This is a genomic window from Sphingomonas sp. AC449, from assembly GCF_979253475.1.
The window spans coordinates 118,321-143,524 of sequence record NZ_CEEDCZ010000003.1 but is presented as its reverse complement, the minus strand read 5'-3'; the positions used below and the strand labels follow the sequence as shown (position 1 = coordinate 143,524).

The 25,204-nt window shown below is 65.7% G+C and carries 23 protein-coding genes and 1 tRNA gene; 11 read left to right on the top strand and 13 right to left on the bottom strand.

Annotated elements, in window-relative coordinates; translation table 11 throughout:
* Positions 1 to 2 precede the first annotated feature (2 nt).
* Genes ntrX through hflX form a run of 3 tightly spaced genes read left to right on the top strand, consistent with a single transcriptional unit; the run spans position 3 to position 3,340 of the window.
* The gene (ntrX, locus tag AC0CH3_RS07270) at positions 3 to 1,379 is read left to right on the top strand and encodes a nitrogen assimilation response regulator NtrX (protein WP_056023181.1); all 1,377 of its coding nucleotides are present in this window, start codon (positions 3 to 5) and stop codon (positions 1,377 to 1,379) included.
* A 49-nt stretch (positions 1,380 to 1,428) separates the two neighbouring features.
* Positions 1,429 to 2,022 (top strand): RNA chaperone Hfq, encoded by a 594-nt coding sequence (gene hfq, locus AC0CH3_RS07265; RefSeq protein ID WP_082446142.1) that lies wholly within the window; start codon positions 1,429 to 1,431, stop codon positions 2,020 to 2,022.
* A gap of 25 nt (positions 2,023 to 2,047) precedes the next feature.
* Positions 2,048 to 3,340 carry a GTPase HflX gene (gene hflX, locus AC0CH3_RS07260; RefSeq protein ID WP_056023177.1) on the top strand — a complete coding sequence of 431 codons (1,293 nt, stop codon included), beginning with the start codon at positions 2,048 to 2,050 and terminating at the stop codon, positions 3,338 to 3,340.
* On the opposite strand, the gene mazG is transcribed toward hflX, so the two are convergent.
* The 7 genes from mazG to AC0CH3_RS07225 all read right to left on the bottom strand — a co-directional run bounded on the left by mazG (position 3,321) and on the right by AC0CH3_RS07225 (position 10,840).
* Positions 3,321 to 4,067 carry a nucleoside triphosphate pyrophosphohydrolase gene (gene mazG / locus AC0CH3_RS07255; RefSeq protein WP_354299909.1) on the bottom strand — a complete coding sequence of 249 codons (747 nt, stop codon included), beginning with the start codon at positions 4,065 to 4,067 and terminating at the stop codon, positions 3,321 to 3,323. The genes hflX and mazG overlap by 20 nt on opposite strands.
* 88 nt (positions 4,068 to 4,155) lie before the next feature.
* Positions 4,156 to 4,920: an MBL fold metallo-hydrolase gene (locus AC0CH3_RS07250; protein ID WP_465237732.1), complete on the bottom strand. Its 765-nt coding sequence runs from the start codon at positions 4,918 to 4,920 to the stop codon at positions 4,156 to 4,158.
* On the bottom strand, positions 4,917 to 5,705 hold the full coding sequence (locus AC0CH3_RS07245) for a TatD family hydrolase (protein ID WP_354299905.1): 789 nt from the start codon (positions 5,703 to 5,705) through the stop codon (positions 4,917 to 4,919). Before AC0CH3_RS07245 ends, AC0CH3_RS07250 begins: the two co-directional genes overlap by 4 nt.
* Complete coding sequence (gene metG, locus AC0CH3_RS07240; RefSeq protein ID WP_354299903.1) at positions 5,705 to 7,279, bottom strand: methionine--tRNA ligase; 1,575 nt, start codon at positions 7,277 to 7,279, stop codon at positions 5,705 to 5,707. Before metG ends, AC0CH3_RS07245 begins: the two co-directional genes overlap by 1 nt.
* Positions 7,280 to 7,353: 74 nt before the next feature.
* On the bottom strand, positions 7,354 to 8,334 hold the full coding sequence (locus AC0CH3_RS07235; RefSeq protein ID WP_354299901.1) for an AAA family ATPase: 981 nt from the start codon (positions 8,332 to 8,334) through the stop codon (positions 7,354 to 7,356).
* Between the two features lie 79 nt (positions 8,335 to 8,413).
* On the bottom strand, positions 8,414 to 9,652 hold the full coding sequence (locus AC0CH3_RS07230; protein WP_354299899.1) for a D-alanyl-D-alanine carboxypeptidase family protein: 1,239 nt from the start codon (positions 9,650 to 9,652) through the stop codon (positions 8,414 to 8,416).
* A 129-nt stretch (positions 9,653 to 9,781) separates the two neighbouring features.
* On the bottom strand, positions 9,782 to 10,840 hold the full coding sequence (locus tag AC0CH3_RS07225; protein WP_465237731.1) for a lytic murein transglycosylase: 1,059 nt from the start codon (positions 10,838 to 10,840) through the stop codon (positions 9,782 to 9,784).
* A 350-nt stretch (positions 10,841 to 11,190) separates the two neighbouring features.
* Here AC0CH3_RS07225 and AC0CH3_RS07220 point away from each other — a divergent pair, with 350 nt between their 5' ends.
* The 4 genes from AC0CH3_RS07220 (at position 11,191) to AC0CH3_RS07205 (ending at position 14,715) form a co-directional block, all read left to right on the top strand.
* Entirely contained in the window at positions 11,191 to 11,760 is a 570-nt protein-coding gene (locus AC0CH3_RS07220) for a class I SAM-dependent methyltransferase (RefSeq protein WP_465237730.1), read from the top strand.
* Positions 11,761 to 11,916: 156 nt separating this feature from the next.
* A tRNA-Pro gene (locus AC0CH3_RS07215) sits at positions 11,917 to 11,993 on the top strand.
* Positions 11,994 to 12,292: 299 nt separating this feature from the next.
* A complete protein-coding gene (locus tag AC0CH3_RS07210) occupies positions 12,293 to 13,786 on the top strand; it encodes an FAD/NAD(P)-binding protein (RefSeq protein ID WP_465237729.1) in 1,494 nt (497 codons plus the stop codon).
* The gene (locus tag AC0CH3_RS07205; protein WP_354299894.1) at positions 13,783 to 14,715 is read left to right on the top strand and encodes an AEC family transporter; all 933 of its coding nucleotides are present in this window, start codon (positions 13,783 to 13,785) and stop codon (positions 14,713 to 14,715) included. Before AC0CH3_RS07210 ends, AC0CH3_RS07205 begins: the two co-directional genes overlap by 4 nt.
* A 215-nt stretch (positions 14,716 to 14,930) precedes the next feature.
* Here AC0CH3_RS07205 and AC0CH3_RS07200 read toward each other — a convergent pair whose 3' ends face one another.
* Complete coding sequence (locus tag AC0CH3_RS07200) at positions 14,931 to 15,386, bottom strand: MarR family winged helix-turn-helix transcriptional regulator (protein ID WP_354299892.1); 456 nt, start codon at positions 15,384 to 15,386, stop codon at positions 14,931 to 14,933.
* A 116-nt stretch (positions 15,387 to 15,502) separates the two neighbouring features.
* On the opposite strand from AC0CH3_RS07200, the gene AC0CH3_RS07195 reads away from it, so the two are divergent.
* Positions 15,503 to 15,928, top strand: a complete 426-nt coding sequence (locus AC0CH3_RS07195; protein WP_333993451.1) for an organic hydroperoxide resistance protein — start codon at positions 15,503 to 15,505, stop codon at positions 15,926 to 15,928.
* A gap of 107 nt (positions 15,929 to 16,035) precedes the next feature.
* Here the strand turns inward: AC0CH3_RS07195 and budC are convergent, their stop codons facing one another.
* Genes budC through AC0CH3_RS07180 form a run of 3 tightly spaced genes read right to left on the bottom strand, consistent with a single transcriptional unit; the run spans position 16,036 to position 18,488 of the window.
* Complete coding sequence (gene budC / locus AC0CH3_RS07190; RefSeq protein ID WP_354299890.1) at positions 16,036 to 16,797, bottom strand: meso-2,3-butanediol dehydrogenase; 762 nt, start codon at positions 16,795 to 16,797, stop codon at positions 16,036 to 16,038.
* The gene (locus AC0CH3_RS07185; RefSeq protein ID WP_354299889.1) at positions 16,797 to 17,366 is read right to left on the bottom strand and encodes a type 1 glutamine amidotransferase domain-containing protein; all 570 of its coding nucleotides are present in this window, start codon (positions 17,364 to 17,366) and stop codon (positions 16,797 to 16,799) included. The genes budC and AC0CH3_RS07185 overlap by 1 nt, the downstream gene beginning before the upstream one ends.
* A gap of 36 nt (positions 17,367 to 17,402) precedes the next feature.
* On the bottom strand, positions 17,403 to 18,488 hold the full coding sequence (locus AC0CH3_RS07180) for a catalase family protein (RefSeq protein WP_354299887.1): 1,086 nt from the start codon (positions 18,486 to 18,488) through the stop codon (positions 17,403 to 17,405).
* A 315-nt stretch (positions 18,489 to 18,803) separates the two neighbouring features.
* On the opposite strand from AC0CH3_RS07180, the gene AC0CH3_RS07175 reads away from it, so the two are divergent.
* Together AC0CH3_RS07175 and AC0CH3_RS07170 are read left to right on the top strand one after the other, a co-directional pair.
* On the top strand, positions 18,804 to 21,323 hold the full coding sequence (locus AC0CH3_RS07175; RefSeq protein WP_465237728.1) for a TonB-dependent receptor: 2,520 nt from the start codon (positions 18,804 to 18,806) through the stop codon (positions 21,321 to 21,323).
* Complete coding sequence (locus AC0CH3_RS07170; RefSeq protein ID WP_354299884.1) at positions 21,320 to 22,504, top strand: YdcF family protein; 1,185 nt, start codon at positions 21,320 to 21,322, stop codon at positions 22,502 to 22,504. Before AC0CH3_RS07175 ends, AC0CH3_RS07170 begins: the two co-directional genes overlap by 4 nt.
* A gap of 84 nt (positions 22,505 to 22,588) precedes the next feature.
* On the opposite strand, the gene AC0CH3_RS07165 is transcribed toward AC0CH3_RS07170, so the two are convergent.
* Both AC0CH3_RS07165 and AC0CH3_RS07160 read right to left on the bottom strand, forming a co-directional pair.
* Positions 22,589 to 23,323: a DUF4893 domain-containing protein gene (locus tag AC0CH3_RS07165; protein WP_465237727.1), complete on the bottom strand. Its 735-nt coding sequence runs from the start codon at positions 23,321 to 23,323 to the stop codon at positions 22,589 to 22,591.
* Positions 23,320 to 24,105, bottom strand: coding sequence for a 3-hydroxybutyrate dehydrogenase (locus AC0CH3_RS07160; protein ID WP_333993437.1), 786 nt, complete (start codon positions 24,103 to 24,105; stop codon positions 23,320 to 23,322). The genes AC0CH3_RS07165 and AC0CH3_RS07160 overlap by 4 nt, the downstream gene beginning before the upstream one ends.
* Positions 24,106 to 24,255: 150 nt before the next feature.
* On the opposite strand from AC0CH3_RS07160, the gene ypfJ reads away from it, so the two are divergent.
* Positions 24,256 to 25,191 carry a KPN_02809 family neutral zinc metallopeptidase gene (ypfJ, locus tag AC0CH3_RS07155; protein WP_056023134.1) on the top strand — a complete coding sequence of 312 codons (936 nt, stop codon included), beginning with the start codon at positions 24,256 to 24,258 and terminating at the stop codon, positions 25,189 to 25,191.
* The last annotated feature ends 13 nt before the right edge of the window (positions 25,192 to 25,204 follow it).

Genomic DNA, 25,204 nt, shown 5'->3' with positions numbered 1-25,204 from the left:
TGATGGCGCTCGATATTCTCGTCGTGGACGACGAACGTGACATTCGCGAACTGGTCGCCGGCGTCCTGGAGGACGAAGGCTACCAGACGCGCGATGCCGGCGACAGCGATGCCGCGCTGGAGGCGATCGCCGCAAGGCGGCCGTCGCTGGTGCTCCTGGACGTTTGGCTTCAGGGATCGCGGCTCGATGGGTTGGAACTGCTCGACGAGATCAAGCGGCGCGACCCGTCGATCCCGGTGCTCGTGATTTCGGGTCACGGGAACCTCGACACCGCGGTCGCGGCGATCCGCCGGGGTGCGTCCGATTTCATCGAAAAGCCCTTCGAGGCCGAGCGGTTGCTGCTGATGGTCGCGCGTGCGACCGAGACCGAGCGGCTGCGTCGCGAGGTCGCGTCGTTGCGCGCGACGGTCGGCCGTGAAACCGACCTGACCGGAAGCTCGGGCGCGATCAACGGCGTCCGGGCCACCCTGAAGCGCGTCGCCGCGACGGGCAGCCGCGTACTGATCATGGGCGGGGCAGGGGTCGGCAAGGAGGTGGCCGCGCGGCTGCTCCACGGCTGGAGCCTGCGCACCGACGCGCCGTTCATCATCGTCAGCGCCGCGCGGATGACCCCCGAGCGGGTCGACGAGGAGCTGTTCGGTGCCGAGGATACCGGCGACGTGGTCCGGCCCGGGCTGCTCGAACAGGCGCATGGCGGCACGTTGTTCCTCGACGAGATCGCGGACATGCCGATCGCGACTCAGGCACGGATTCTGCGCGTGCTGACCGACCAGAGCTTCACGCGCGTCGGTGGCACGCGCGTGGTCAAGGTCGATGTCCGCGTCGTGTCGGCGACCGCGCGCGATCTGGTCCACGAGATCGCCGAGGGACGATTCCGCGAGGACCTTTATTACCGGTTGAACGTCGTGCCCGTGGTCATTCCGCCGCTCGCGGACCGGCGTGAGGACATTCCCGCACTGGTCCAGCATTTCATCGCGCATTATGCCGCCGAGCGCCGCGTGCGGACGCCGGAAATCGCGCCCGACGCGATGGTTGCGCTGCAATCCTATGACTGGCCGGGCAATGTTCGCCAGCTCCGCAATGTCGTCGAACGTACCATCATCCTCGCGCCGGGCGACCGGATCGGGCGGATCGACCTCGATCTGCTGCCCGCCGAAGTGCTGGGCGATCAGGGGGACATGAGCGGGGCGGGGGGGACCGCGATCATGGGGTCGCCGCTCCGCGAGGCACGCGAGACGTTCGAGCGCGAGTATCTGCGCGTTCAGATCCGGCGTTTCTCGGGCAATATCTCGCGTACCGCCAGCTTCATCGGGATGGAGCGATCGGCGCTGCATCGCAAACTGAAGCTGCTGGGGATCACCGAAACGCGCGAAGAATGATCGTGCGGCGCGGTATCAGGCTATGGACGTAACGACACCGCGTTCCTAGATCAGCACCGCGCCCGGCAACCGGGCGAGTCTCCGACGCCGGGAAACGGCGCCATGCGGGCAAAGTCCCGCCAATAAAAGGGTTATCCCATTGGCCGAAAAAACTGGCTCGCTTCAGGACCTCTTTCTCAACGCGCTGCGTCGCACGAAGACGCCCGTCACGATGTTCCTCGTCAAGGGCGTCAAGCTCCAGGGGATCGTGACCTGGTTCGATAATTTCTCCGTCCTGCTGCGCCGCGATGGGCAGTCCCAGCTGATCTACAAGCATGCGATCTCGACGATCATGCCCGCCGGTCCGATGGACATCGACGCGATCGTCGCCTCGGTCGGCGAAAACCAGAAGAAGCAGCCGCTGCTCCAGGAGATATTCCTCAACGCGGTCCGCAAGTCCGAAGACAGCGTGACGATGTTCCTCATCAACGGCGTGATGCTGCAGGGGCAGATTGCAGGGTTCGACCTCTTCTGCATGCTGCTGCAGCGCGAGGGCATGGCACAGCTCGTCTACAAGCATGCGGTGTCGACGATCCAGCCTGCGCGGCCGCTCAATCTCGCCGAAGAGACCGACGAGACGGACGACGGAGCGGACGAGGAATGATCGGTACGATGACGGGACCATCGGTTTGAGCACTGGCTTCGAACGCGATCGCGACGATTTCGCGCGTGGCATGCGCGCGATCGTCGTGCTGCCCGATCAGGGCGATGCGACGCGCGACGTCGATGCGCGGCTGGAGGAGACCGCCGGTCTTGCCGCCGCGATCGGCGTGGTCGTTACCGAACGCATCGCCTATCGCGTCCGGCAGGCAAAGCCGGCGACGCTGATCGGGAGCGGGCAAGTCGAATTGCTCGCGACGCAGGTCCGTCTCGAAGAGGCCGGGCTGGTCGTGTTCGACGCCAGCCTCAGCCCGATCCAGCAGCGCAACCTTGAAAAGGCGCTCGAGACGAAGGTCATCGACCGGACAGGTCTGATCCTCGAGATCTTCGGCGAACGCGCGGCGACCGCCGAGGGCCGGTTGCAGGTCGAACTGGCGCATCTCGACTATCAGGCCGGACGGCTCGTCAGAAGCTGGACGCATCTCGAGCGTCAGCGCGGCGGGTTCGGCTTTCTCGGCGGTCCAGGCGAGACCCAGATCGAGGCGGATCGCCGCCTGATCCGTGATCGCATGGCACGACTGCGCCGCGAACTCGAGCAGGTCAGCCGGACGCGCGGCCTTCACCGTGATCGGCGTCAGCGCGCGCCGTGGCCGGTGATCGCACTGGTCGGCTACACCAATGCCGGAAAGTCGACGCTGTTCAACCGGTTGACTGGCGCGGATGTCATGGCGGAGGATCTGTTGTTCGCAACGCTCGATCCGACACTGCGTCAGATCCGCCTGCCGGGGATCGACAAGGCGATCCTGTCGGATACCGTCGGGTTCGTCTCCGACCTGCCGACACAGCTCGTTGCCGCGTTCAAGGCGACGCTCGAAGAGGTCGTCTCGGCCGATCTGCTGATCCATGTGCGCGATATCGCGCATCCCGATACCGAGGCGCAGCGCGCGGACGTCGAGACCGTGCTCGCCGAGATCGGCGTCGACGATACGACGCCCCGGTTCGAAGTCTGGAACAAGCTCGACCTGCTCGATCCCGCCGATCACGAGGAAGTGGTGGGCGAGGCCGCGCACCGCGATGACGTCGTGGCGATCTCGGCGCTGGGTGGGGAAGGGGTCGACGACCTCATCGCGCAGGTCGCGGCGAGGCTGACCAATGCGCATCGGCGGTATCACATCACGCTGGACGCAACCGACGGGGCGGGCGCCGCGTGGCTCCACGCGCACGGGCAGGTGGTCGACAGCCACGATGACGGCCTTGAGACGACCTACGACGTGCGTCTCTCGGAAGCGGACTATGATCGGTTCAGCCGCCGCGACGCTTGACGGCCTGCCATAGCTCTTCCTTTTCGGCGAGCGTGAGGGCGGCAAATCCGGAGCCCGCTTCGTGCTCCATCGCACGGAATCGGGCTTCGAACTTTGCGTTTCCACGCCGCAGGGCTGCCTCCGCATCGATGCCGAGGTGACGCGCCCAATTGGTCACCGCGAACAGCAGGTCGCCCATTTCCTCGGCCACCGTATCGGGCCCCGCAGTCGCGATCTCGTCGATCTCCTCGTGCACCTTGGCAAGCGGACCTGCGGCATCGGGCCAGTCAAAGCCGACACGGGCCGCACGCTTCTGCAGCTTCTCGGCGCGTGCCAGTGCCGGCAGGCCGAGCGCCACGCCGGTGATCGCGCTGGTGTCGGCGGCATCGTCCGATTTCGCCATCCGCTCGGCAGCCTTGATCGTCTCCCAGCCGGGCGACGCCGACGCGTCGCCGAAGATATGGGGATGCCGCCGCTCCATCTTGTCGGATATAGCATCGACCACGTCCGCCAGCGTGAACGCGCCGGCATCCTCGGCGATCTGCGCGTGGAAGACGACCTGGAGCAGCAGGTCGCCGAGCTCGTCCTTGAGATCGGCGGCGTCGTTGCGCTCGATCGCGTCGGCCACTTCATAGGCTTCCTCGATCGTGTACGGCGCGATCGTCGACCATGTCTGGACGCGGTCCCATTCGCAGCCAGCGACCGGATCGCGCAGACGTTTCATGATCTCGGTCAGGCGCTCGATCATCGGGGGGCATCCTGTTGGCTGACGCTATCAATCCGCCTATCCGCAAGATTGATAATATGCATTATGTTAAATATCGTGTGCGATCGCTTTACGCGGTGAGAACCATCCCGTCATATCCGGGCTCGACCCCCTCGGGCAGTTCCGCACGCAGCGACGCATAGTCCATGCTGTGGTCCATGTGGATCAGCGCGGTACGGCGCGGCTGAAACCGCTCGACCCAATCAAGCACCGACGAGAGCTGCGGATGCGTCGGATGCGGTCGCTTGCGCAAAGCATCGACGATCCAGACGTCGAGCCCTTGGTACAGCGCGGTCATCGCATCGGTCATCTCGTGGAAATCGGTCGCATAGCCGATCGACTTTCCCGCGGCCTCGAACCGCAAGCCCGCGGCGGTGATCGAACCGTGCGGCTGATCCGTGACGCTTATGTCGATCCCGCCGATCGTCAGCCTGTCCGGGAGGACGTTTGCTGCAATCGTCGACGGATAACCGCTGCGTCCCTTGAACGCATAGGTAAAGCGGGACTCGAGCGCGGTCAGCGTCGATGCCCGCGCATAGCCGACGACCGGCTTCCCCATGGCATGAAAGACCTGCCGGAGATCGTCGATCCCGTGGCAATGATCGGCATGATCATGCGTCCAGATGACCGCGTCGAACGTCGCGACATTCGCCGCGAGCAGTTGCTCGCGCATGTCAGGCCCGGTGTCGATGAGGATCCGCGTATCCTCGTGCTCGATCAGTGCTGAAACGCGGGTACGGCGGTTGCGAGGCTCGGACGGATCGCAGGCACCCCAGTCGTTGCCGATCCGCGGCACGCCCGACGACGTGCCAGAGCCAAGTATCGTTACTTTCACGCCGAGGCCTCATCCTTCGTCTTGCTGAAGAGCGCGTGGAAATTCTCGGCCGTGCGGCGTGTCAGGTTTTCGAGTGTCTCGCCGCGCAGTTCGGCAAGGAACTTCGCCGTGTCGGCGACGAAACCCGGCTCGCCCGTCTTGCCCCGGTTCGGCACCGGCGCCAGGAATGGCGCGTCGGTCTCGATCAACAGCCGCTCGATCGGCAACCGTGCCGCGACCGCCTGCAGATCGCGGGCATTCTTGAACGTCACGATCCCCGACAGCGATATGAAAAGCCCAAGATCCAGCATCTTGTCGGCGAATTCTCCGCTCGCCGTGAAACAGTGGATGACCCCCGAATAGGCCCCCTTCCCCATTTCCTCCGTCAGGATCGCCGCGGTGTCGCCCTCGGCATCGCGCGTGTGGACGACGATCGGCAGCCCGGTCTGTCGGGCGGCGTCGATATGCGCCCTGAAGCTCGCCTGCTGGCGTTCGCGATCCGACGTCTCGCGGTAATAGTCGAGCCCCGTCTCGCCTAGGCCGACGATCCGCGGATGTTTAGCGCGGTCGACGAGCGTCGCGGCATCGACCAGGCCGTGACTGTCGGCTTCGTTCGGATGGATACCGATCGTCGCCCAGACATCCGGCTCGCGCTCGGCGGTCGCAACCACGGCATCCCATTCGCTCTCGCGCGTCGAGATATTGAGCATCGCGGTGACGCCGCGTGAACGCGCCCGCGCGAGCACCCCCCGCTGATCCTCGACGAGACCCGGGTAGTTCAGGTGGCAATGGCTGTCGGCAAGCATCAGGCTTCGGCATCCTGCGGCAGGTCCAGCCGAGGAAACGCGCCGGTCGGCGTGACGATCCTGAACGCGCTTGCCGCGGTCCGTGCATACCAGCCATCGTCATCGATCGCGGCATGATCGCGCGCATCGGCACCGATCTGGTCGAGCACCTTGCCGGCGGCGCTCGGTACGACGGGAATGATCGCGATCGCCAGCATCCGGATCGCGCGGACGAGCGTGCCGAGCACCGCGTTCATGCGCTCGGGATCCGTCTTGCGAAGCGCCCAGGGTGCCTGCGCGTCGATATACTGATTGCAGGCGAAGACGCCGCGCATCCACGCCTCGATCGCGTGCGACAGAGCGAGATCGGTGAACCCTGCCTTGAATGCCGCACAGGCGACGATCACTTCCTCGATCAACTGCCCGTCGGCAGGATCGACGGTCCCATCCGCGGGAAGCGCGCCGTCGAGGTTCTTGGCGATGAACGACAGTGTCCGCTGCGCCAGATTGCCGAAGCTGTTCGCCAACTCGGCGTTGACGCGCGTGACGATCGCCTCGGGCGAATAGCTGCCGTCCTGGCCGAAACTCACGTCGCGGAGGAAGAAATAGCGCAGCGCGTCGACGCCGAACGCATCCGCCAGCGCCATCGGATCGACGACGTTGCCGACCGACTTCGACATCTTCTCGCCGCGCGTCAGCAGGAAGCCGTGGCCGAACACGCTTTTGGGCAGCGGAATGTTCGCCGACATCAGGAACGCGGGCCAGAACACCGCGTGGAACCGCACGATGTCCTTGCCGATCAGATGCAGGTCCGCCGGCCAGAAGCGAGCCAGATCGGAATCCGTTGTGCCGGTATGCGGGCCGGTATGAGGATAGCCCGTCCCGGTCAGGTAATTGGTCAGCGCGTCGACCCAGACATACATGACGTGTCCAGGGCTGCCGGGCACGGGCACTCCCCAGTCGAAGCTGGTCCGCGAGACGGACAGGTCGGACAGCCCGCCCTCGACGAACCGCATGACCTCGTTCCGGCGGCTTTCGGGCCGGATGAAATCGGGGTTCGCCGCATAGAGATCGAGCAGCGGCTGCTGATATTTCGACAGGCGGAAGAACCAGGTCTCCTCCGCGGTCCATTCGACCGGGGTTCCCTGCGGCGAGCGGCGATCGTCGCCCTCCCCGGTCAATTCGGCTTCGTCGTAAAATGCTTCGTCGCGGACCGAATACCAGCCCTCGTACCGATCGAGATACAGATCGCCCGCGTCCGCCATCGCCTGCCAGATCGCCTGACTCGCGGCATAGTGATCGGTGTCGACGGTGCGGATGAACCGGTCATACGAAATCTCAAGACGATCGGCCATCGCGCTGAAATAGGACGACATCTCGTCGGCGAATTCGCGCACCGGCACGCCCCGGTCGCGCGCGGCCTGGACCATCTTGAGGCCATGCTCGTCAGTACCGGTCTGGAAGAGCACGTCGCGCCCCGCCTGGCGCTGGAAGCGCGCGATCGCGTCGGCGGCGATCATCTCATAGGCGTGGCCGATATGCGGTCGCCCATTGGGGTAGTGGATTGCGGTGGTGATGTAAAAAGGATCGGCCATGCCGCGCTCCTAGAACATCCCCCGGAGCAGGTGAAGCCACCGCGTGGCGACGCGGTGCACGCCCTCCCCCCGGTTCACTCGTGGAGCGTTGCGACGAGGCCCGCCATCTCGAACACGGTGGCCTGCGCGTCGAGCGACAGCCCGATAGCCGCCCCCGCGAGATCGCGTGCAGCCGCGTGCGCGTCGAGCGCGGCCTTCAGCCGCAGACCCGAGCGCTCGCGTGCCGCCAGCGCGATGAACGCGGGTACCCGGTCGAGAAACGCCTCGTACCGCGGCTGGGCGGGCTTTCCCGCGAGCGCCTTTGCGAGCCTCAGTCGCTGCGCGTTGTCGCGGTCACCATCGCGCGCGATGCGGGCAATCGCGGTGTCGATCCCGGCGAGATCGAGCCCGGCATAGCGCAGCGCCTTGCCCGGCGCGCCTTCGCTGGCGAGGACCAGCGCCTCGACTTCGCCGTCGTCGAGATCGGGACGCGCCGCACGGATCGCGGCCGCGACCTCGGCCGGTTCGAGCGCCCCGAACCGCAACAGGCGGCACCGCGACCGGATGGTCGGCAGCAATCGCCCGGGCGCGTGGCTGACCAGCAGGAATATCGTCCCCGCGGGCGGCTCCTCGAGGTTCTTCAGCAGCGCGTTGCTGCCCCCCCGCTCGAGATCGTCGATCGCATCGATCATCACGACCCTGCGCGGCCCCATCGACGGGGTCGTTGCGAACAGCGGCTGCAGCGTCCGGACCTGCGCGATCGAGATGCTTCGCGCGATGTCCTGATCGGGCTTGTCGGGATCCTTGGGCAGGCGCGCGAGGACGCGAAAGTCGGGATGCGATCCGGCCTCGATCAGCGACCGCGTCGGATCGTCGGCGGGCACATCAAGGCCGGGCGGCAGCGACGATCGCTCGCCTCGCGCCTCGGCCAGCATCCGCATCGCCGCGATACGCGCGAACGTCGCCTTGCCGACACCGGGTGGTCCGGTCAGCAACCAGGCATGATGCAGCGCACCACCGTGCATCGCCGACACGAACGCCGCCTGTGCAGCGTCATTGCCGAACACCCTGGTCACAACGTCGCCCCTCGGCGCGTCCGCGGATCCGGTATGGCGCGTGCCGCCGGATCGCGCATCCGATCCGGCGCGGTGCGCATCATCCGAAGAAGCCCGTCAGCCCCGCCCAGGCGCGACCGAAGAACCCTGCCTCGGCGACATCCTTCTCGGCGACCAGCGGCATCCGCTGCTCGACGCCGTCGGGCATCGAAACGACGAGATCCGCGATATGCTGACCGGCCTTGATCGGCGCCTTGATCGGCCCCTGATAGACGACCTTGGCGTTCATCCCGGGCGACGTGCCCGCGGGTACCGTGACGGTCAGCGCCTTGGGCGCGACGAGCCCGACGGTCGACGAATCGCCCAGCTGGACCGACGCGTCCTCGACCTTGCGGCCCTTCGCGACGATCGGCTTCGACTGCCAGGCACGGAAGCCCCACTCCATGAACCGCACCGACTCGTCCGCGCGCTGGTTGAAGCCCGTCAGGCCTGCGACGACCATTACGAGGCGGCGACCATTCTGTTCGGCGGACCCCACGAAGCCGAACCCGGCCTCTTCGGTATGCCCGGTCTTCAGCCCGTCGGCACCCGCGACGCGGCCGAGAAGAGGATCGCGGTTGGCCTGCGTGATCGCGCTGCCCCCCATGGTCTTGCCCCAGGTGAAGTCGCGCTTCGAATAGAATTGCTTGTAGAGCTTCGGATGATTGGTGATCGTGGCCGAGGCGAGCGTCGCGAGGTCATGCGCGGTGACATAGGTCACGCCGTTGTCGGGCCAGCCATTGGACGTCCCGAAATGGCTGTCCTTGAGGCCGAGCTGGGCTGCCGCGCGGTTCATCCGCTCGGTGAACGCCTGCTCCGACCCCGAAATCGATTCCGCGAGCACGACGCACGCGTCGTTCCCCGACAGCGTCACGATCCCGTACAGCAGATTGGCGACGCTGACATTCTCGCCAGCCGACAGGAACATCGTCGAACCCGCGGATGGGCCATGCCATTTTGCCCAGGTCTCGGGGCGAACCTGAACCATCTGGTCGAGCTTGAGCTCGCCCTTCTTGACCATGTCGAACGCGACATAGACGGTCATCATCTTGGCAAGCGATGCGGGCGGCATACGGCGGTCGGCGTCACGCGCGAACAGCACCGCGCCCGACGACAGATCCTGCATATAGGCAATCGGTGCGGCGGTCTGGAACTGCGGCGCAGCGGCGATCGACGGCGTCGCCAGCGCGACCAGCGCCAGCGGCGCGGCGATCAGGCGCGGACGGACCGCCGCACTGAAAGCATGATGGGCAATCGCCGCGAGAGGTGCGGCCGACAGGGTCTTGGACAGCTTCGTCATGGGTATCCGTACGTCAAAAGAGGAACGCGGTATCGGGGCAAGGTCCCGCGCCGCCTTGGGCTTGCCGCCGCACCTTAGCCCGGCGGCACAACCGCGTCACGCGCGTGTTCCAGGATTTTTATGCGGCGCTCACCGCTCGACCGCATCGGCGAGAAGCCCGACCGACAACGCATAGAAATTCGAGCAGTTATAATCGAGGATCACGCGGTAATTCCCCGTCAGCAGATAGGCCGTTGCTCCCGGGCCATCGGGCTCGAGCAGCGTCGCCATGACCAGGTCCGGGGGCAGGCTCGCGCCCTGCGGGGCGATCCCGAGCGCCCGCCATTCCGCCATCGTCCGCCACCCGCTGTGCCGCTCGAAGACCCGGGGGCAGCGCGGCGATACCAGGCGATTGCGGATTTGTGTCCGGTCGAAACCCGAAGGCACCGTGACCGCGACACCCCAGGGCTGGCCCGCGCGCCAGCCGGCATTGGCAAAGTAATTCGCGATCGACGCCAGCGTGTCCGCCGGGCTGTTCCAGATGTCGGCACGGCCATCGCCATCGCCGTCCCGCGCAAGCCTGAGATAGATCGAGGGCAGGAATTGCGGGTTCCCCGTCGCCCCTGCCCAGCTGCCCTTCAGCTGTTCGCGCGTGACGCCGCGATCGAGCATCTTCAGCCCTGCGATGAATTCACCGGCGAACAACGTCCGCCGACGCCCTTCATAGGCGAGGCTCGCCAGCGAGCGCAGCAGATCGAAATTGCCCGTGTAGCTGCCATAGTTCGTCTCATGGCCCCAGATCGCAACCATGATCGACTCCGGCACGCCGGTCTCGCGTTCGATCCGCTGCAACCGGCCGCGCTGCGCCAGATAGGTCTGTCGCCCGCGTCCGATGCGCGCGGCATCGACATGCTGGGCACGATAGGGGGCAAACGCCGGGATCGCGCTGCTCGAACCGCTACCCGGTTGCGCGCGATCGAGCGCGATCACCCGGTCGTTCAGCGTCAGCGTCGGAAACACGGCATCCGCGGTTCGCGCGGTGACGCCGTCCGCTAATGCCTGCTGTCGAAGCTGACCCAGATACGCCTGGAATCCGGCCTCGTCCTGCGCGTAGGCGGCCTGAGACCCTGCCCCCGCGATGATAAGCGCCGCAACAGCGGTCACACAGAGCCGGCCAAACCGACGCGCTGTCTTTGATGATCCCCACATGGCGGCCGCTCTGCCATAGGGGCACCCGGATCGGAACCCCGCCCACCGCAGGGATCGCACAGACCGACGCGGCAAGGACCCCGGGGATGCACAAGAGGCGTGTCGGGCGTCAATGACGACGCGACCGACCGCTGTCACTTACATACACATACGGCGCACAAGTTTCCCATCCGTTTACGATGCAATTGCCCGGCATATATCAATAACAATGACATAACCATCGGCGAAGTCTTTACAGCCCTCTAATCCGCAGTATTGAGATGATTGGCGTATATTGACTCATCACGTATTGGCTTTAGTTCCAGCAGGTACAAAGGAAACATAGAGAGCGGGGCTATCAGATGCACACAGTGGCGCGGTCCGAATACGGTTCATCGGCAACATCGGAAATCAATATTTATCTTGAATCGCCGCCGCCTAAGGGATTTGTGAAAGTTGATGCGCTTTGGGTTCGGCGATCGCGGATAGCTGCCGGCTGGATACTTGACGCGACATCCGGTAATCTGCCCGCGGTCGTCGATATCGGTTGCGGACAAATGTCGATCAGCGCGTTTCTCCCCGCGCACACGCTGTATATCGGCTGTGATCATGTAGCACGCGATCTCGATACCATCGTCATCGACCTGAACGAGGCCAGCCTCCCCCTGTTCGACGTCGCCGACGCGGTGATGCTCGGCGTCCTTGAATATATCGACGACGTCCCGGCGCTGCTCGCACAATTGCAGCAATTCGAACGGATCACGCTGTCCTATTGCACGCATGCCTTCTGGCGCTCGGGCACCAAGCGGACGCGGTATTGGCGCAACGCCTATTCGGCGCGGCAGTTCAAGGCACTGCTGCGCGCCGCCGGGTTCGAGATCGTGCGCCAACGCTATCTGCGCGTCGGCGAGATGCTGTTCCAGATCAAGCGCGCCGCCTGACGACCGGGGCCTGACACCGCGCCACGTTCATGGTGCGATGCCAGGCCCCGGTCCTTCCAATGACGACGCGGCAGATAAGCAAATACCCGATTTCGACAGGACGGGTGACGAAGCCGCTTGCCATTGCCGAAGCGCAACCGCTAAGGGCAACGGCGTCGGGGAGTGGCGCAGGCTGGTAGCGCACCTGGTTTGGGACCAGGGGGTCGCAGGTTCGAATCCTGTCTCCCCGACCATTGTACGTTTGTCGTATAATCCTGGCCGCTTAGCGCTCACGCAAGCGACCTTTTTCAAACAGATACACGTGACACCTTCATGGGCTCCAGAACGCCTGAGGTCCGACGCTTGTCAGCGCCACGGGCGCACACCCTGCTACCGTCACGTATCGACACGAAGCCGCGCACCTGCCCGGGCAGAGCGTCGACCTCCCGCCGTCAAAGACCGCGAAACGTATCCCCAGCGCGTTATTTTGCTGTCCAGGCGGCACAGAGCAGCGGCGGCGCGTTGTCCCAGCTTCCTACCGGAACGGGATATGATGCCGAAAACACTGACTATTATCGGAATGGGCGCTTGCGGCGTCGCGGCGTTCGCCGAAGCGGTGACGCGGCTCAGCTATGATCCCGGCGATAGCTGGCTGATCCATCTCATCGAACGAGATGACGCGCTTGCGCGTGGGCTGGCGTTCGGCACCGAGCAGCCCGGGCATCTCCTCAACACCGAGTCCCGACTGATGGGGCTGTACGACCAGGAGCCGGGCCACTTCCGGACCTGGCTCGAGGCGCGGCGCGCGCAAGCGGGTACGCCGCTCGATCCCGACGGTGTCGAATATCCGCAACGCCGCGAATATCGCCTCTATATGCGCGACGTCCTCGATTGCGCGCTCGATCGCGCGCGCACCGCGGGGATCGACGTCCGGATCCATCACGAGGAGGCCGTGAGCATCGAGGGCAATCATGTCGCAGCGACCATAGCCCTGTCCGACGGCGCGACGATCGCGACGGACATCGTACTCCTGACGATCGGCACGCCCGATCCGGACAGGTTCGGCAAGCTCAATGGCGCGCCCGGCTATTTCGACTCGCCCTACCCCGCGCATCGGATGACGGAGCATATCGAGCGTGACCAACCGGTCGTCATTCTGGGCAGCGGGCTCAGCGCGATCGACGCGGTCATGACGCTGCTCGACAATGATCACCGGGGGCACATCCACCTGATTTCGAAGGAGGGGATGCTCCCGCGTGTCGAAATCCCCGCGCCCGAGACGGGCTATGAGCGGCGTTACCTGACGCTCGAAAACGTCCACCGTCTGATCCGTGAGCGCGGCGCGGCCTTCTCGATCGTCGATCTGTTCCGGCTGTTCCGGATGGAAGCCGAGACCGCGGCCGGTCGGTCGATCGATTGGCAGGCTGAGGACCGCTATGGCGGGGACGCGGAGGCCGCGCTGCTGCACGACATTGCCGTCGCCGAGGCGGAAGACGAACCGTTCCAGCGCATCCTCACCGCCGCAAGACATGACTCCACGGCGATCTGGAACCTGTTGCGCCCGATCGACCAGAAACGGTTCGGCAAATGGCTCGCACCGCATTTCGCCGCGGCACGGTTCGTCACCCCCATGATCAACGCGCGTCGTCTCGCCGATGCGATGGCCCGTGGCCTGCTCACCGTTCGAGGCCAGATCGACGAGACCGTCGCTGACGAAGGCGGCGCGGGCTTTACGGTCACGTTCGACAATGGCGACACGCTCGAGACGCCGATCGTCGTCAACGCCACCGGACAGGCGACGACGCTGGACGAGATGAAGGAGCCGCTGATCAAGGACCTGCTCGCGAAGCAGTGGCTGCAGCCGCATCCCGTCGGAGGCGCGATCGCGCACCGGGCGACGTGCCGGATCATATCCGCGACACGCGATGCGCCGCGTCTCTACGCGCTCGGCCAGTTGCTCAACGGCGAGCTTCGCGACACCAATGCGGTGTGGTTCAACGTCGAATGCGCGGGCCGCGCCGTCGATGACATCCTGCGCCAGCGATGAGCGCGATCGGCAACATCGCCGCGGCATTGCTGCCGCTCTACGGCGTCATCCTGATAGGCTGGGCCGTCGGGGGGCGTCTCCCGTGGGCGGCAAAGCTCTTCTCGACGATCCTCGTCTTCGGCCTCATCCCGCTTCTGGTGATCGACAAGGTGCTGGCGGCGGAAACGCGGCAGCTCATGGTGATCCCGCCATTGATGTTCGCTGTCGCCGCGCTGATGAGCATCCCGGCACACCGTCTGGCGCAGCGGCTCGGCAAGGATTTCGACCCCAAGCTCCTGTCCGCGTCCTTCTCGTTCTTCAACGTCGCGTTCTTCGGCGTTCCGGTCAGCCAGGCGCTGTTCGGCGAGGTCGGCGCATCGACGGTCATCTGCGCGTATATCGGCAGCGCGCTGTATGGCGACACGATCGGCTATTTCCTGATCGCGCGTACCAAGGAGGGCGCGCGCAAGGCGGCGACCAAGGCGTTGCGCGTCCCGATCGTCTATGTCGTGATCGGCGCCATCATCGCCAAACTGGCAGGCGTCACGATGCCCGAGGCGGCAACGCCCGTGCTGTCGATTGCGGGCACGCTCGTTTCGGTCCTCGGCATGGCAGTGATCGGTCTGAACCTCGCGGAAACCGGCCGTGACGACTGGCGACCGAAACTCATGACGCGCATCCTCGCTGTCAGGCAGGCCAGCGGTCTGATCCTGCTCGGCACCGCACTCGCACTCGAAGCGGCCCTTGTCGGGATATTGACCCCGCGCGACCGTGTGATCGTCGGGCTCGTCGCGCTGTTCCCCATCGCCAGCAACGTGACGCTGTTCGCGACGCTGCTCGACACGAACCGCAAGGCCGCAGCAGTGCTCGTCGCACTGTCGAGCGTCGTATCGCTGGTGCTTGTCCTGCTGGTCGTTGGCCTGGTCCATTCGGCAATGCCGACAGGGTGACCGCGCCCTCCCCGCGCGGCGAGCCCGATCTTGCCGGGCGCGGAGCCGGTTCGAAAGTCAGGACTGCTGCTCGCCGGCCTAACGAACCGAGCCTCGCACCCGCTGTGCTCATCGACACCGCACAGTTGCGAGCGTGGCCTGCGTATCCGTTACCACGTGCACGGGGGCTTTCATCCCGCGGTTCGGTGTCTCCAGTGCCCGCAGCACCGCAGCCGTCACCGGATGGGGACCGGATCCGCGGTCAGTGCCTGCCGCATCGCCGTCACCTCGACATTCAGTGCCGCAAGCCGGTCGCGGGACATGCCCGTCCGCTCGACGATCATGGGGGCCAGGCACCCGGTCTCGCGCCAGCACGCGCTTCCCCGCTCGGTCAGCCGGACGCGAACCTGCCGTTCATCCGCGGGATTGCGAACGCGCGTGACGAGCCCGGCCGTCTCCATCCGTTTGGCGAGCGGCGTGATGGTGCTCGGCTCGAGCGCCAGACGCTCCGCGATCGCCCCGATCGGTACACCGTCATCGGCGCCGTTCAGGATCTGGAGCACGAGAAACTGCGGATAGGTGATGCCGAGCCGATCGAGCACCGGCTTGTAGACGCGGTTGATCGCGATGCTCGCGGCATAGAGCGAGAAGCAGAGCTGCTCGTCGAGCGGCAGCGGCGCTGGGGTAGGCATGGAATTTCTCCTCACACCTTATGTAGCACGGTGATGATTATCGCGCAAAATAGATATGGACAGAATGCGAGACACTACCTAGATTGTTTATCGCGACAACTAAAAGGAGATCAGCCATGTCGATCGACGTCAAGTACAGCACGACCGCCACCGCGACCGGTGGCCGCGACGGCCATGCCCGCACCGAGGACGGCCGTTTCGACGTCAAGCTGTCCACCCCCAAGGAACTCGGCGGCGCGGGTGGCGACGGCAGCAACCCTGAACAGCTGTTCGCTGCGGGGTACTCGGCCTGCTTCATCGGCGCGCTGAAGGTTGCGGGACAGCAGTTGAAGGTGAAGCTTCCCGACGATGTGGCGGTCACCGCCAAGGTCGGTATCGGGCCGCGCAGCGCTGGCGGTTTCGGCATCACGGCGGACCTGACGGTGTCGCTGCCGGGGATCGATCGGGACGAGGCCCAGCGGCTGGTCGATACCGCGCACCAGATCTGCCCTTACTCGAACGCGACGCGCGGCAATGTCGACGTCGGGCTGACGCTGGCCTGACGCTGGCCTGACGGGGCCGGGCCGAAGACCCATGTCTCCGGCCCGTTCCGCGTGAGCGCCAAGCGATGTCCCCCGCACGCAGCGCGCGAAGACCACTGCAGCGGCGCCTAGGATAGCGGCGGCTGTCCATTGGAGGCAGTCAGGCCGCCATCGACCGGCAGGTTGACGCCGGTTATGAAGCGCGCATCGGCGCTGGCAAGGAACGCGATCGCGCCCGCGATGTCGGCGGGCTCTGCGCCGCGACCCATCGGAATGCGCTCCTCGAACTTCGCGATCAGCTCGGGCTGCTCCTTCATGCCCGCGGTCAGCGCGGTATAGGTCAGCGACGGGTTCACCGCATTGATGCGCACGCCGTTGCTCGCCTCGTCCATCGCCAATGCGCGGGTGAAATTGCTGACAGCACCCTTCGCCGCGCAGTAGAAGCTGTGGTTCCAGTCGCCGCCGAGGCCGGACACGGACGACACGTTGATGATGCAGCCGCGGGACTTGCGCAGATGCGCGATCGCGGCGCGGCTCATATGGACGACGCCGTACAGATCGGTCTCGATCACCTTGGTGAAGTCCGCGAAATCGCCCTCGTCGAGCTTGCCGAGGTGATCGACGCCGGCATCGTTGATCAGCACGTCGATCCGTCCGAAACGGTCGACCGCTGCCTGTACCAGCGCTTCGCAGGCCGCGCGGTCGGAGACATCGGTTTCGCGGGTTTCGACGGTTCCGGCAAGATCGCTCGCGAGACGATCAAGCGCGGGCTTGTCGATGTCGCCCAGCATGAGCGTCGCGCCCTCCTCGGCAAAGCGGCGTGCGGCGCCCTCCCCGATCCCCGATGCGGCACCGGTTATGAGCACGATCGTGTCCGAGAAGCGCGCCATTACGCGTTTTCCGCCTGCACGGTGCGCTTGCCTTCGCCGAACGCCTCGACAAGCTTCGCGCAGAATGCGGGAAGGTCGTTGGGGTCGCGGCTGGTGACGAGGCCTTGATCGACGACGACCTCCCGGTCGACCCAGCTGCCGCCTGCGTTCTCGATATCGGTCTTCAGCGTCGGGAACGAGGTCAGCGTGCGTCCGCGCAGCTGATCGGCTTCGATCAGCGTCCACGGCGCGTGGCAGATCGCGGCGACGGGCTTCGACGCGGCGAAGAAATCGCGCACGAACGCGACGACCGTGTCCGATCCCCGCAGCGTATCGGCGCCGACGCATCCGCCGGGGATCACGAGACCATCGAATTCGGACGCGGCGACGTCGTCGATCACCTTGTCGACCGTGAACCTGGCGCCGGGATCGAGGTCGTTGTTGAACGTCTCCGCCTCGCCAGCCTTAAGGCCGATGACGGTCACCTTGCCACCCGCCGCCTCGACGGCAGCCTTCGGTTGCGCGAACTCGGGCTGTTCGGTGCCGCGGGGTGCGATCAGGATCGCAATGGTCTTGCCTTCGAGCTTCATGACTGTCCTTTCGAGTTCAGCGTGTGGGTTACGGCGTCAGGCCGGAATGTCGGTGATGCGGGCCGTATTGGCCGCGGCGATCCCGGTTTGGCGGTGGCGGAAATCGCTCAGCGCGCGATACACCTGCATCCGGGCGCGCATCACGCCACCCAGCGGACGGTGCGCCGCCAGGCTGTGCGCGGGACGGAACGTCATCACTTCGTCGAAATAGCGTACGCGCTCGGCGCCATAGGCGGCCTGCCGCGGCAGACGGATCGTGGCGATCGTCCGAAACTCGCTGTCCTGCGTCGGCCAGTCGACCGAGCTGTCCTCGATCGGCTGCGTGTCCGCATTGGTCCACACCTGCGCACGCAGTTCGAACACCGCGTCATTCTCGGCGAAATAGTCGATGGCCGCGTGACGAAAACCGTCCTCGTCCTGATCCGGATCGAGCCGCCAGTCGTCTAGCGCGCGTTGTTCCGCCGCCACCGGGAACGCGCCGATCTTGGCGACATGGTCACCGAAGCGAACCGGACACTGGCTGAAATAGCATTCGTCGAGCGGATGGCTGAACGGGTGACCATAGAAATCGAGCGTGGGACTGGGGCTTCCGGCGACCGCGTTCAGCACCGTGTTGATGGTGCGCGCGATCGACGCCGCCGCGCTCTTGGCACCTTCGGGCATCGGCACGGTCATGCCGATTGTCTTGGCCTGTCGCAGGAACCCTGCGGCGGTGCCGGCGGGAAACGTCGTTCCGCTCGCCAGCACGAAATCCTGCGTCGGTGCGTCGTGGCCGGGAAGCCTGGCGCCCTCGACGCCGAAGACCTTGATCGCCATGCCGCGATGCGTCGACACGCGGTCGCCGAGTTTTTCGCCCGGACCCTGTGCGAAGCGCACCGCGACCGCAAACGTGCCGGGGTTCGCAAACAACCCCTGCGCCAGTTCGGGCGGCAGATTGGCGGCGACCACCATCTCGCCGGTCACGCAGGCGGTGCTCTTCGCGTGGCTCGCACGAACCGCATGACCGTCCCGCTGCTCAACGGTCTGGCTCTCCTGCGTCATGCCCGCGATGATGCCGTCGATACTTGCCTGCTCATCGGCTTCGGGCGTCTCTATGTCGTCGCGATAGGATAGATAGGCCATTGAGAAACTCCCGTTGAATTAGGAGCTAAACACCGCAGCGTACCGAGACGTTGCGGTACGGTTCCGGGCAGAAATCGGCATCTGCGAGACGGCGCGGCGCGATGTCCGTTTGCTGCCAGACTGGCGATCATTCAATCTGTCTCGCGGCCTTTCAGCGGCGGCAGCACGTTGCTTCACGCGAACCAACCGTGCAAGATAGCGACTGGAACGAGCCGAAAATTGGTATTTCTTTGGTTTTAGAATTCAAGATGTAACAATCCGGCACCATCGGGAACCTGATTGCCGCTTCGGCGGCGCACAGCTTCTGGGGGGTCCATGCTCAAGTCCGTTCTCGCAACCGGTACCGCGTTCGTCGCGCTGTACGCGGCGTCTGCCGCGCCTGCTCATGCGCAGGTCGTCGACGCACGCACCGTCACGCCAGCCGAGCCGGGTCGCGAGGACGATCGGACGGCTGCCCCCGAACAGCCGAACAGCGACATCATCGTCACCGGCTCGACGCGTGCGCAGCGCCGCTTCGATGCCTCCTATGCGATCAACACGATCTCGCAGACCGACATCGAGAAGATCGCACCGGTCAACTTCGCCGACCTGATCGGGCAGCTGCCGGGCTTCCAGACCGAGATCACCGGCGGCGAGGTGCAGAACATCTATCGCATACGCGGCCTGCCCAATGACGGCGGCTTTGTCAGCTTCCAGCAGGACGGCCTGCCGCTGTTCCACGAGAATGACGGCGTCTTCTTCCGCGGCGATGCGATCCTGAAACCCGATCTGATGACCGAGCGCGTCGAGGTCGTCCGCGGCGGCCCCGCGCCCGTCTATGCAAGCTATTCAGGCGCGATCATCAACGCGATCGAGGTGACGGGGCGGGACGAGGTACGCGGCAAGGCGCAGCTGACGCTCGGCGATACCGGCCTGTACCGCGCCGACGTGGTGCAATCGGGTCCGCTCGGCGGCAATACCTATTACGCGGTCGGCGGATTCGTGCGCTATCACGACGGCTACCGCGACAACGGCTTCCCGAACGACAAGGGCGGGCAGTTCCGCGCGAACGTCAAGCATGATCTCGACAATGGCTCGCTGCGGCTGAGCGTGAATTACGTCAACGATCACAACGTGTTCTATCTACCGATCCCGACCGCCGACCCGCGCAACCCCGCCGTCTCGCTCGACCGCTATATCGACTATTTCTCCGGCACGATGAACTCGCCCGCGCTGCGCAACGTCAATCTGCGCTACCGTGACGGCGCCGGCGTCGTCCAGAACGAGGCGAGCGACCTCGCCGATGGCCGCCATATGCGGATGATCAACATCGGCACGCAATATAATGCGGAGTTCGACGGCTGGCTGGTCGCGGCAAAGGCCGGCTTCACGATGGGCAAGCTCGATTTCAACGCCTTCTATTCGACGACCAACCCCGTCGATGCGAACAGTTTCGCCAATGGCTACCGCGCGCGCGCGACGACCGCGTTCGGGCCGGTCGCATCGTTCGGCTATGTCGTTGCCGGGACCGCGACGTCCTATGATCCCTATGCCGCGTCGGGACTCGTCGTTCAGGGCCAGTACCGCGATATCCATTCGAAATTCTATTCGAACCAGATCAATCTCTCGGTCGCCAAGAAGTTCGAGACCGGCTTCGGGAGCCATGATCTCAAGCTCGGCGTCTATGGCAGCCTGTACGGCGAAGATAGCCGGACGATCTATCAGAACTACCTGATCGAGGTGGCGGGCAAGCCGAGGACGCTCGATCTCGTCGCGTACAACGCCGCCGGCACGCAGATCGGCCGCGTTACCGACAACGGCGTCCTGAACTATGCCGCGACGCTGACGCGCGGCAATTCGGACGCGAAGATGATCGCGCTCTTTGCAAACGACACGTGGGAGATCGTCCCGGGGCTGCGTTTCGACGCGGGCATCCGCCACGAACGCTATAGCTACGAGGGCTATGCGGCGCTGACGGGGCAGGCCAATCTCGGCGATGCGACGACGCTCGCCGACGACACCACGCGCGCCTTCACCGGCGGTATCCTCAACCAGACGGGCAAGCCGCGTGTCACCAACTGGACCGCGGGTGCCAATTACGACTTCAACCGGCACATCGGCGTCTATGGCCGCGCGTCGCATCTCGAGACGCCGCCGAGCGTCCAGACGGTCATGAGCATCAACCCGACGATCCTGACCACGATCGCCGACCAGTATGAGGCCGGGCTGAAGCTCGCCGCCGGCCGGTCCTATCTCTACGTCACGGGCTTCTACACCAATTTCGACCCGCTCAACGCGTCGTTCCTCGCGTTCGACCCGACGACGGGCCGCAACGACGTCAACATCCCCTTTATCGGCGAGGCACAGGTCAAGGGGATCGAGTTCGACGGATCGCTGGCGCTGACCTCGTGGTTCTCGCTCAACGGCGCGCTGACGATCAGCGATCCCAAGTACAAGAACTTCCAGAGCTCGACCGGCGCCGATCCCGTCCTGGCAGAGGGCAAGCAGATCGTTCGCCAGCCCAAGATCTACGGCAATATCCGCCCGAGCTTCGACTTCGATCTCGACGGCAACGCCGTGTCGATCTATGGCCGCTATACCTATATGGGCAAGCGCTTCGTTGATCTGTACAACAACACCGCGCTCCCGGCGTACGGTACCACCGGCGCAGGCGTCACGTTGCGCCACGGCACGTGGCAGGTACAGGTCGTCGGCGACAATCTGTTCAACGCGCACGGCCTCACCGAGGGCAACACGCGAACCGACCAGCTGAGCGGCCAGGGCAGCGCCGAGGCGATCTATGGCCGCCCGATCTTCGGCCGGAACGTGCGTCTCGTCGTGGGCAAGTCCTGGTGAGGTTCCGCGCGGGCATCGCGCTGGCCGCGCTGTTGATCGCGAGCGCCCCGGCGGGCGCAGGCTCGCCTGCGGCAAGCGTCATCGGCGTACCGCCTGCCGGCGACCGGGTCATGGCGGCTTTGTCGCAGCGGCTTTTCCCGCTGTTCGACTCGATCGGCGCAGATCCCGGCGCGGTTGACCGGATCATCGCGAAGCCCGGCGTCACGGCGATGCTGGCGGCGCGTACGGCGCGGCGTGCCGGCTGCGGACAGGATGTCGTCTGCATCGCGCAGGCGCTGATCTGGACGCCGTCCGAAACCGCGCTTCTCGTCCGGGCGATCCCGCACGACACCGCGCATGCGGACGACGGCGCCGCTGCGCAGGCCGGGCGGGAGGTCGAGGGCGTCAATGTCATCCTGCGCACCTATGGTCTCGGCCAGGTGCCCCGCTATCCGCAGATCGACGGTGCCGGTGCGATCGAACCGCAGGAAGCCAAGGCGCGACTCCAGGCCGCGGACTGGCTGTCGCGGACGCCGCGCGCACGGTCGGCACAGCGCCTCGACACCAGCATCGATTACGCGCTGGCGCTGCTCGACGTCAGCGACCGGACCGACGCGATCGGGTTCGATCCGCTGACCGGCGGACTGAACGCGCCCGCCGTCAAGCGCGCGCGATCGATCGACTGGAAGGCGTGGCGGTACAGCGCGATGATCGTCACCGGTGTCGGTCCGGAGACCCCCGACACGGCGCTCAGCCCGTTCGGCAAATACCATGTGCGGCTCGCCGCGGAACGCTTCAAGCGGGGCGATATCGCGTTCGTGATCGTCAGCGGCGGGCGTGCGCACCCCCGCGGCACGCGGTTCACCGAGGCCGAACAGATGCGCAGCGCGCTGATTCACCGCTATGGCGTGCCCGCGGATGCGATCGTCATCGAACCCTATGCGCGCCACACCACGACCAACCTGCGCAATGCCAGTCGCCTGCTCGTGGCGCTGGGCGCACCGCTCGACCGGGACGCCCTGGTCGTCTGCAATCCGGCCCAGAGCGAGACGATTGCCAGCGCAGCCTTCGCGCAGCGCAACCTGACGGAGCTGGGCTATGTGCCGGGCGAAGTCGGACAGCGCCTGTCACCGACCGAACTGAGCTTCCGGCCATCGCCACTGGCCAAGCGTATCGACCCCCGCGATCCGCTCGACCCCTGAGCGCGTAGGGAGTGCGTCGTCCGCCCTGCCCTGCCAGCGTCGATCGCCGCCCCTTCCCTGGACAGGCTGCTCGTACGAAACCCGTCAGTCGGCGGGCACGATCTCGACCACGTCCAACGTCGATTCGAACCGGGGATAGGGTAGCACCAGTCGCCAGCGGCGCGCGCCGATCCGTTCGACGAGGCCCGCCATGTCGCGGTTGTGGTCGGTGCCATAGCGCATCGGATGGCGTTCGTCGGCGAGCTGCATGCTGCCGAGGAAAATACCGCGGGACTTGCTCTCGGCGTAGATCGATCCGACCGGCCGCTGCGATCCGGCGTCCTTGACGAAGCCGGAGACGCCGTCCCCCGCCCCGGCCGACATCCGGCACGGGAACCAGCCATAGGCGACGAACCGCAGGCCAGAACCCGATGGCGCGCCGAGCTTGAACGTACGGCAACGATAGCCGCCCGCGGGCGGTATCGGGTCCTCCAGCACGCGGTCGGGTGCGAACAGATCCCCCTGCGCCGCGATCTCGCCAGGCTTGAGCTGCGCGAGAGCACTCACCCATGCGGTACGCCATTCGCGCAGCCGCGTCCGGTCCGCCGTCGTCACGAGCGATCGCCACGCTGAACGGCGTGGAGCAGACATGGTATCACCGGTAGCCCCTCCCGCACGCTCCGTGCTTGCGCCGCGCGGGGTTTCGACGCGCAGCGCGCTGTCCGTCGACGATGCGCCGCCGCATCCCGCCAACAGCGTGCAGGTGGCGACTCCCGCGATCCACGCGCGACCGCCCGGGCGCATCGGCACCGCCGCCGCGCGCGCTGCCGACCGGATCATGCGGCGGTCCACCCGCCATCCATCGATAAGTTCGCGCCGGTGATCGACTGCGCCTCGTCACGACACAGGAACAGCGCGAAGGCCGCGACCTGCTCGGGCGTGACGAACGCCTTGGTCGGCTGCGCGGCGAGCAGGATGTCGTTCACGACCTGCTCGCGCGTCAGGCCACGCGCGGTCATCGTGTCGGGGATCTGGTTCTCGACCAGCGGCGTCCAGACATAGCCCGGCGAGATGCAGTTGACCGTGATACCGTCGGTCGCCGTCTCGAGCGCGATCGTCTTGGTCAGCCCCGCAATCGCGTGCTTGGCCATGACATAGGCCGACTTGTTGGGGCTCGCGACGAGCGAATGCGCCGACGCGGTCGAGATCACCCGGCCCCAGCCCCGTTTGCGCATATGCGGGATCGCGGCACGCATCATGTGCCACGCCGATGCCATGTTGATCGCGATGATCGCGTCAAACTTGTCGACGGGAAAGTCTGCGATCCCGGCAACATGCTGGATGCCGGCATTGTTGACGACGATGTCGCAGCTCCCCGTCTCCGCGACCGCGCGCTCGACGAGACCCGCGATCTCGTCGGGTCGCGTCATGTCGGCCGCGTCATACAGTGCGGCCGCACCGCTCGTCTGCGCGATGCCGGCGCGCGCCGCCTCGATCGCGTCGGGTTCGCCAAAGCCGTTGAGCACGATATTCGCGCCCTCGGCTGCAAAGGCCTTCGCATAGGCCAGCCCGATACCCGAGGTCGATCCCGTGATGACCGCCGTCTTGCCCTTCAGAAACATCGTCTTTCCCTTTTGCCAGCGGGTACGCCAGGATATCGTGTGTGACATGTCAAACGCGACGATCGCCAATAGAGCCAGCAGCGACGCGATATGCAACTCCGCGCGCTGCCGTGCATTTCGTTACCGATCCATAATGAAAGCCTGAAGACCATGCGGCTCGACGATTTCGATCCCAATATCAATGTCGAAGACCAGGGCCGCGGCGGTGGCAGCGGCTTTGGCGGCGGCGGTGGCGGCGGGGGTTTGCTGTTCGGGCTGTTACCGCTGATCGGCAGCCGTTTCGGGTGCGGCGGGATCGTCGTCGTGCTGATCCTCATGGCGGTGTTCGGCGGGCTTGGAAACATCGGCGGGATGCTGGGTGGCGGATCTGCACCGTCGGCTCCCTCGGGCCAGATCGCGCAGCGGGCGCCCGGCCAGACGGACGGCCAGACCGACGCGCAGACGGTCTGCTCGGTGAACGCCGAACGCCGCGCCGCATGCAACGCGTTCAGTTCGGCGCAGAAGACCTGGGCCGCGATCTTCGCGAAGAACGGCGAGCAGTTCACCGCGCCCAAGCTGAGCTTCTTCGACGGCAACGGCCGGTCCGGTTGTGGCGCCGCGCAGTCCGCGATGGGGCCGTTCTACTGCCCGACCGACAACGGTATCTTCCTCGACACGAGCTTCTTCGACGAGCTCGCGACGCGCTTCGGTGCGCGCGGCGATTTCGCCCAGGACTATGTCATCGCGCATGAGTTCGGCCATCACATCCAGAACCTTGTCGGCACATCGGGCCAGGTCTCGCGCGCCCAGCGATCCGCCGGTGAGACTGAAGGGAATGCCCTGTCGGTGCGGCTCGAGCTTCAGGCCGACTGCTTCGCAGGCGTCTGGGCCGCTGCCAATCGCGATCGCCTCGAACCCGGCGACATCGAGGAAGGCATGACCGCGGCGCAGGCGATCGGCGACGACACGCTTCAGAAGCAGGCGCAGGGCCGCGTCGTCCCCGACAGCTTCACGCACGGATCCTCGGCACAGCGCCAGACCTGGCTGCGCCGTGGTCTTGAAAGCGGCGACCCCGCCGTCTGCGACACCTTCTCCGGGACGATCTGAGGACCCGCACCAC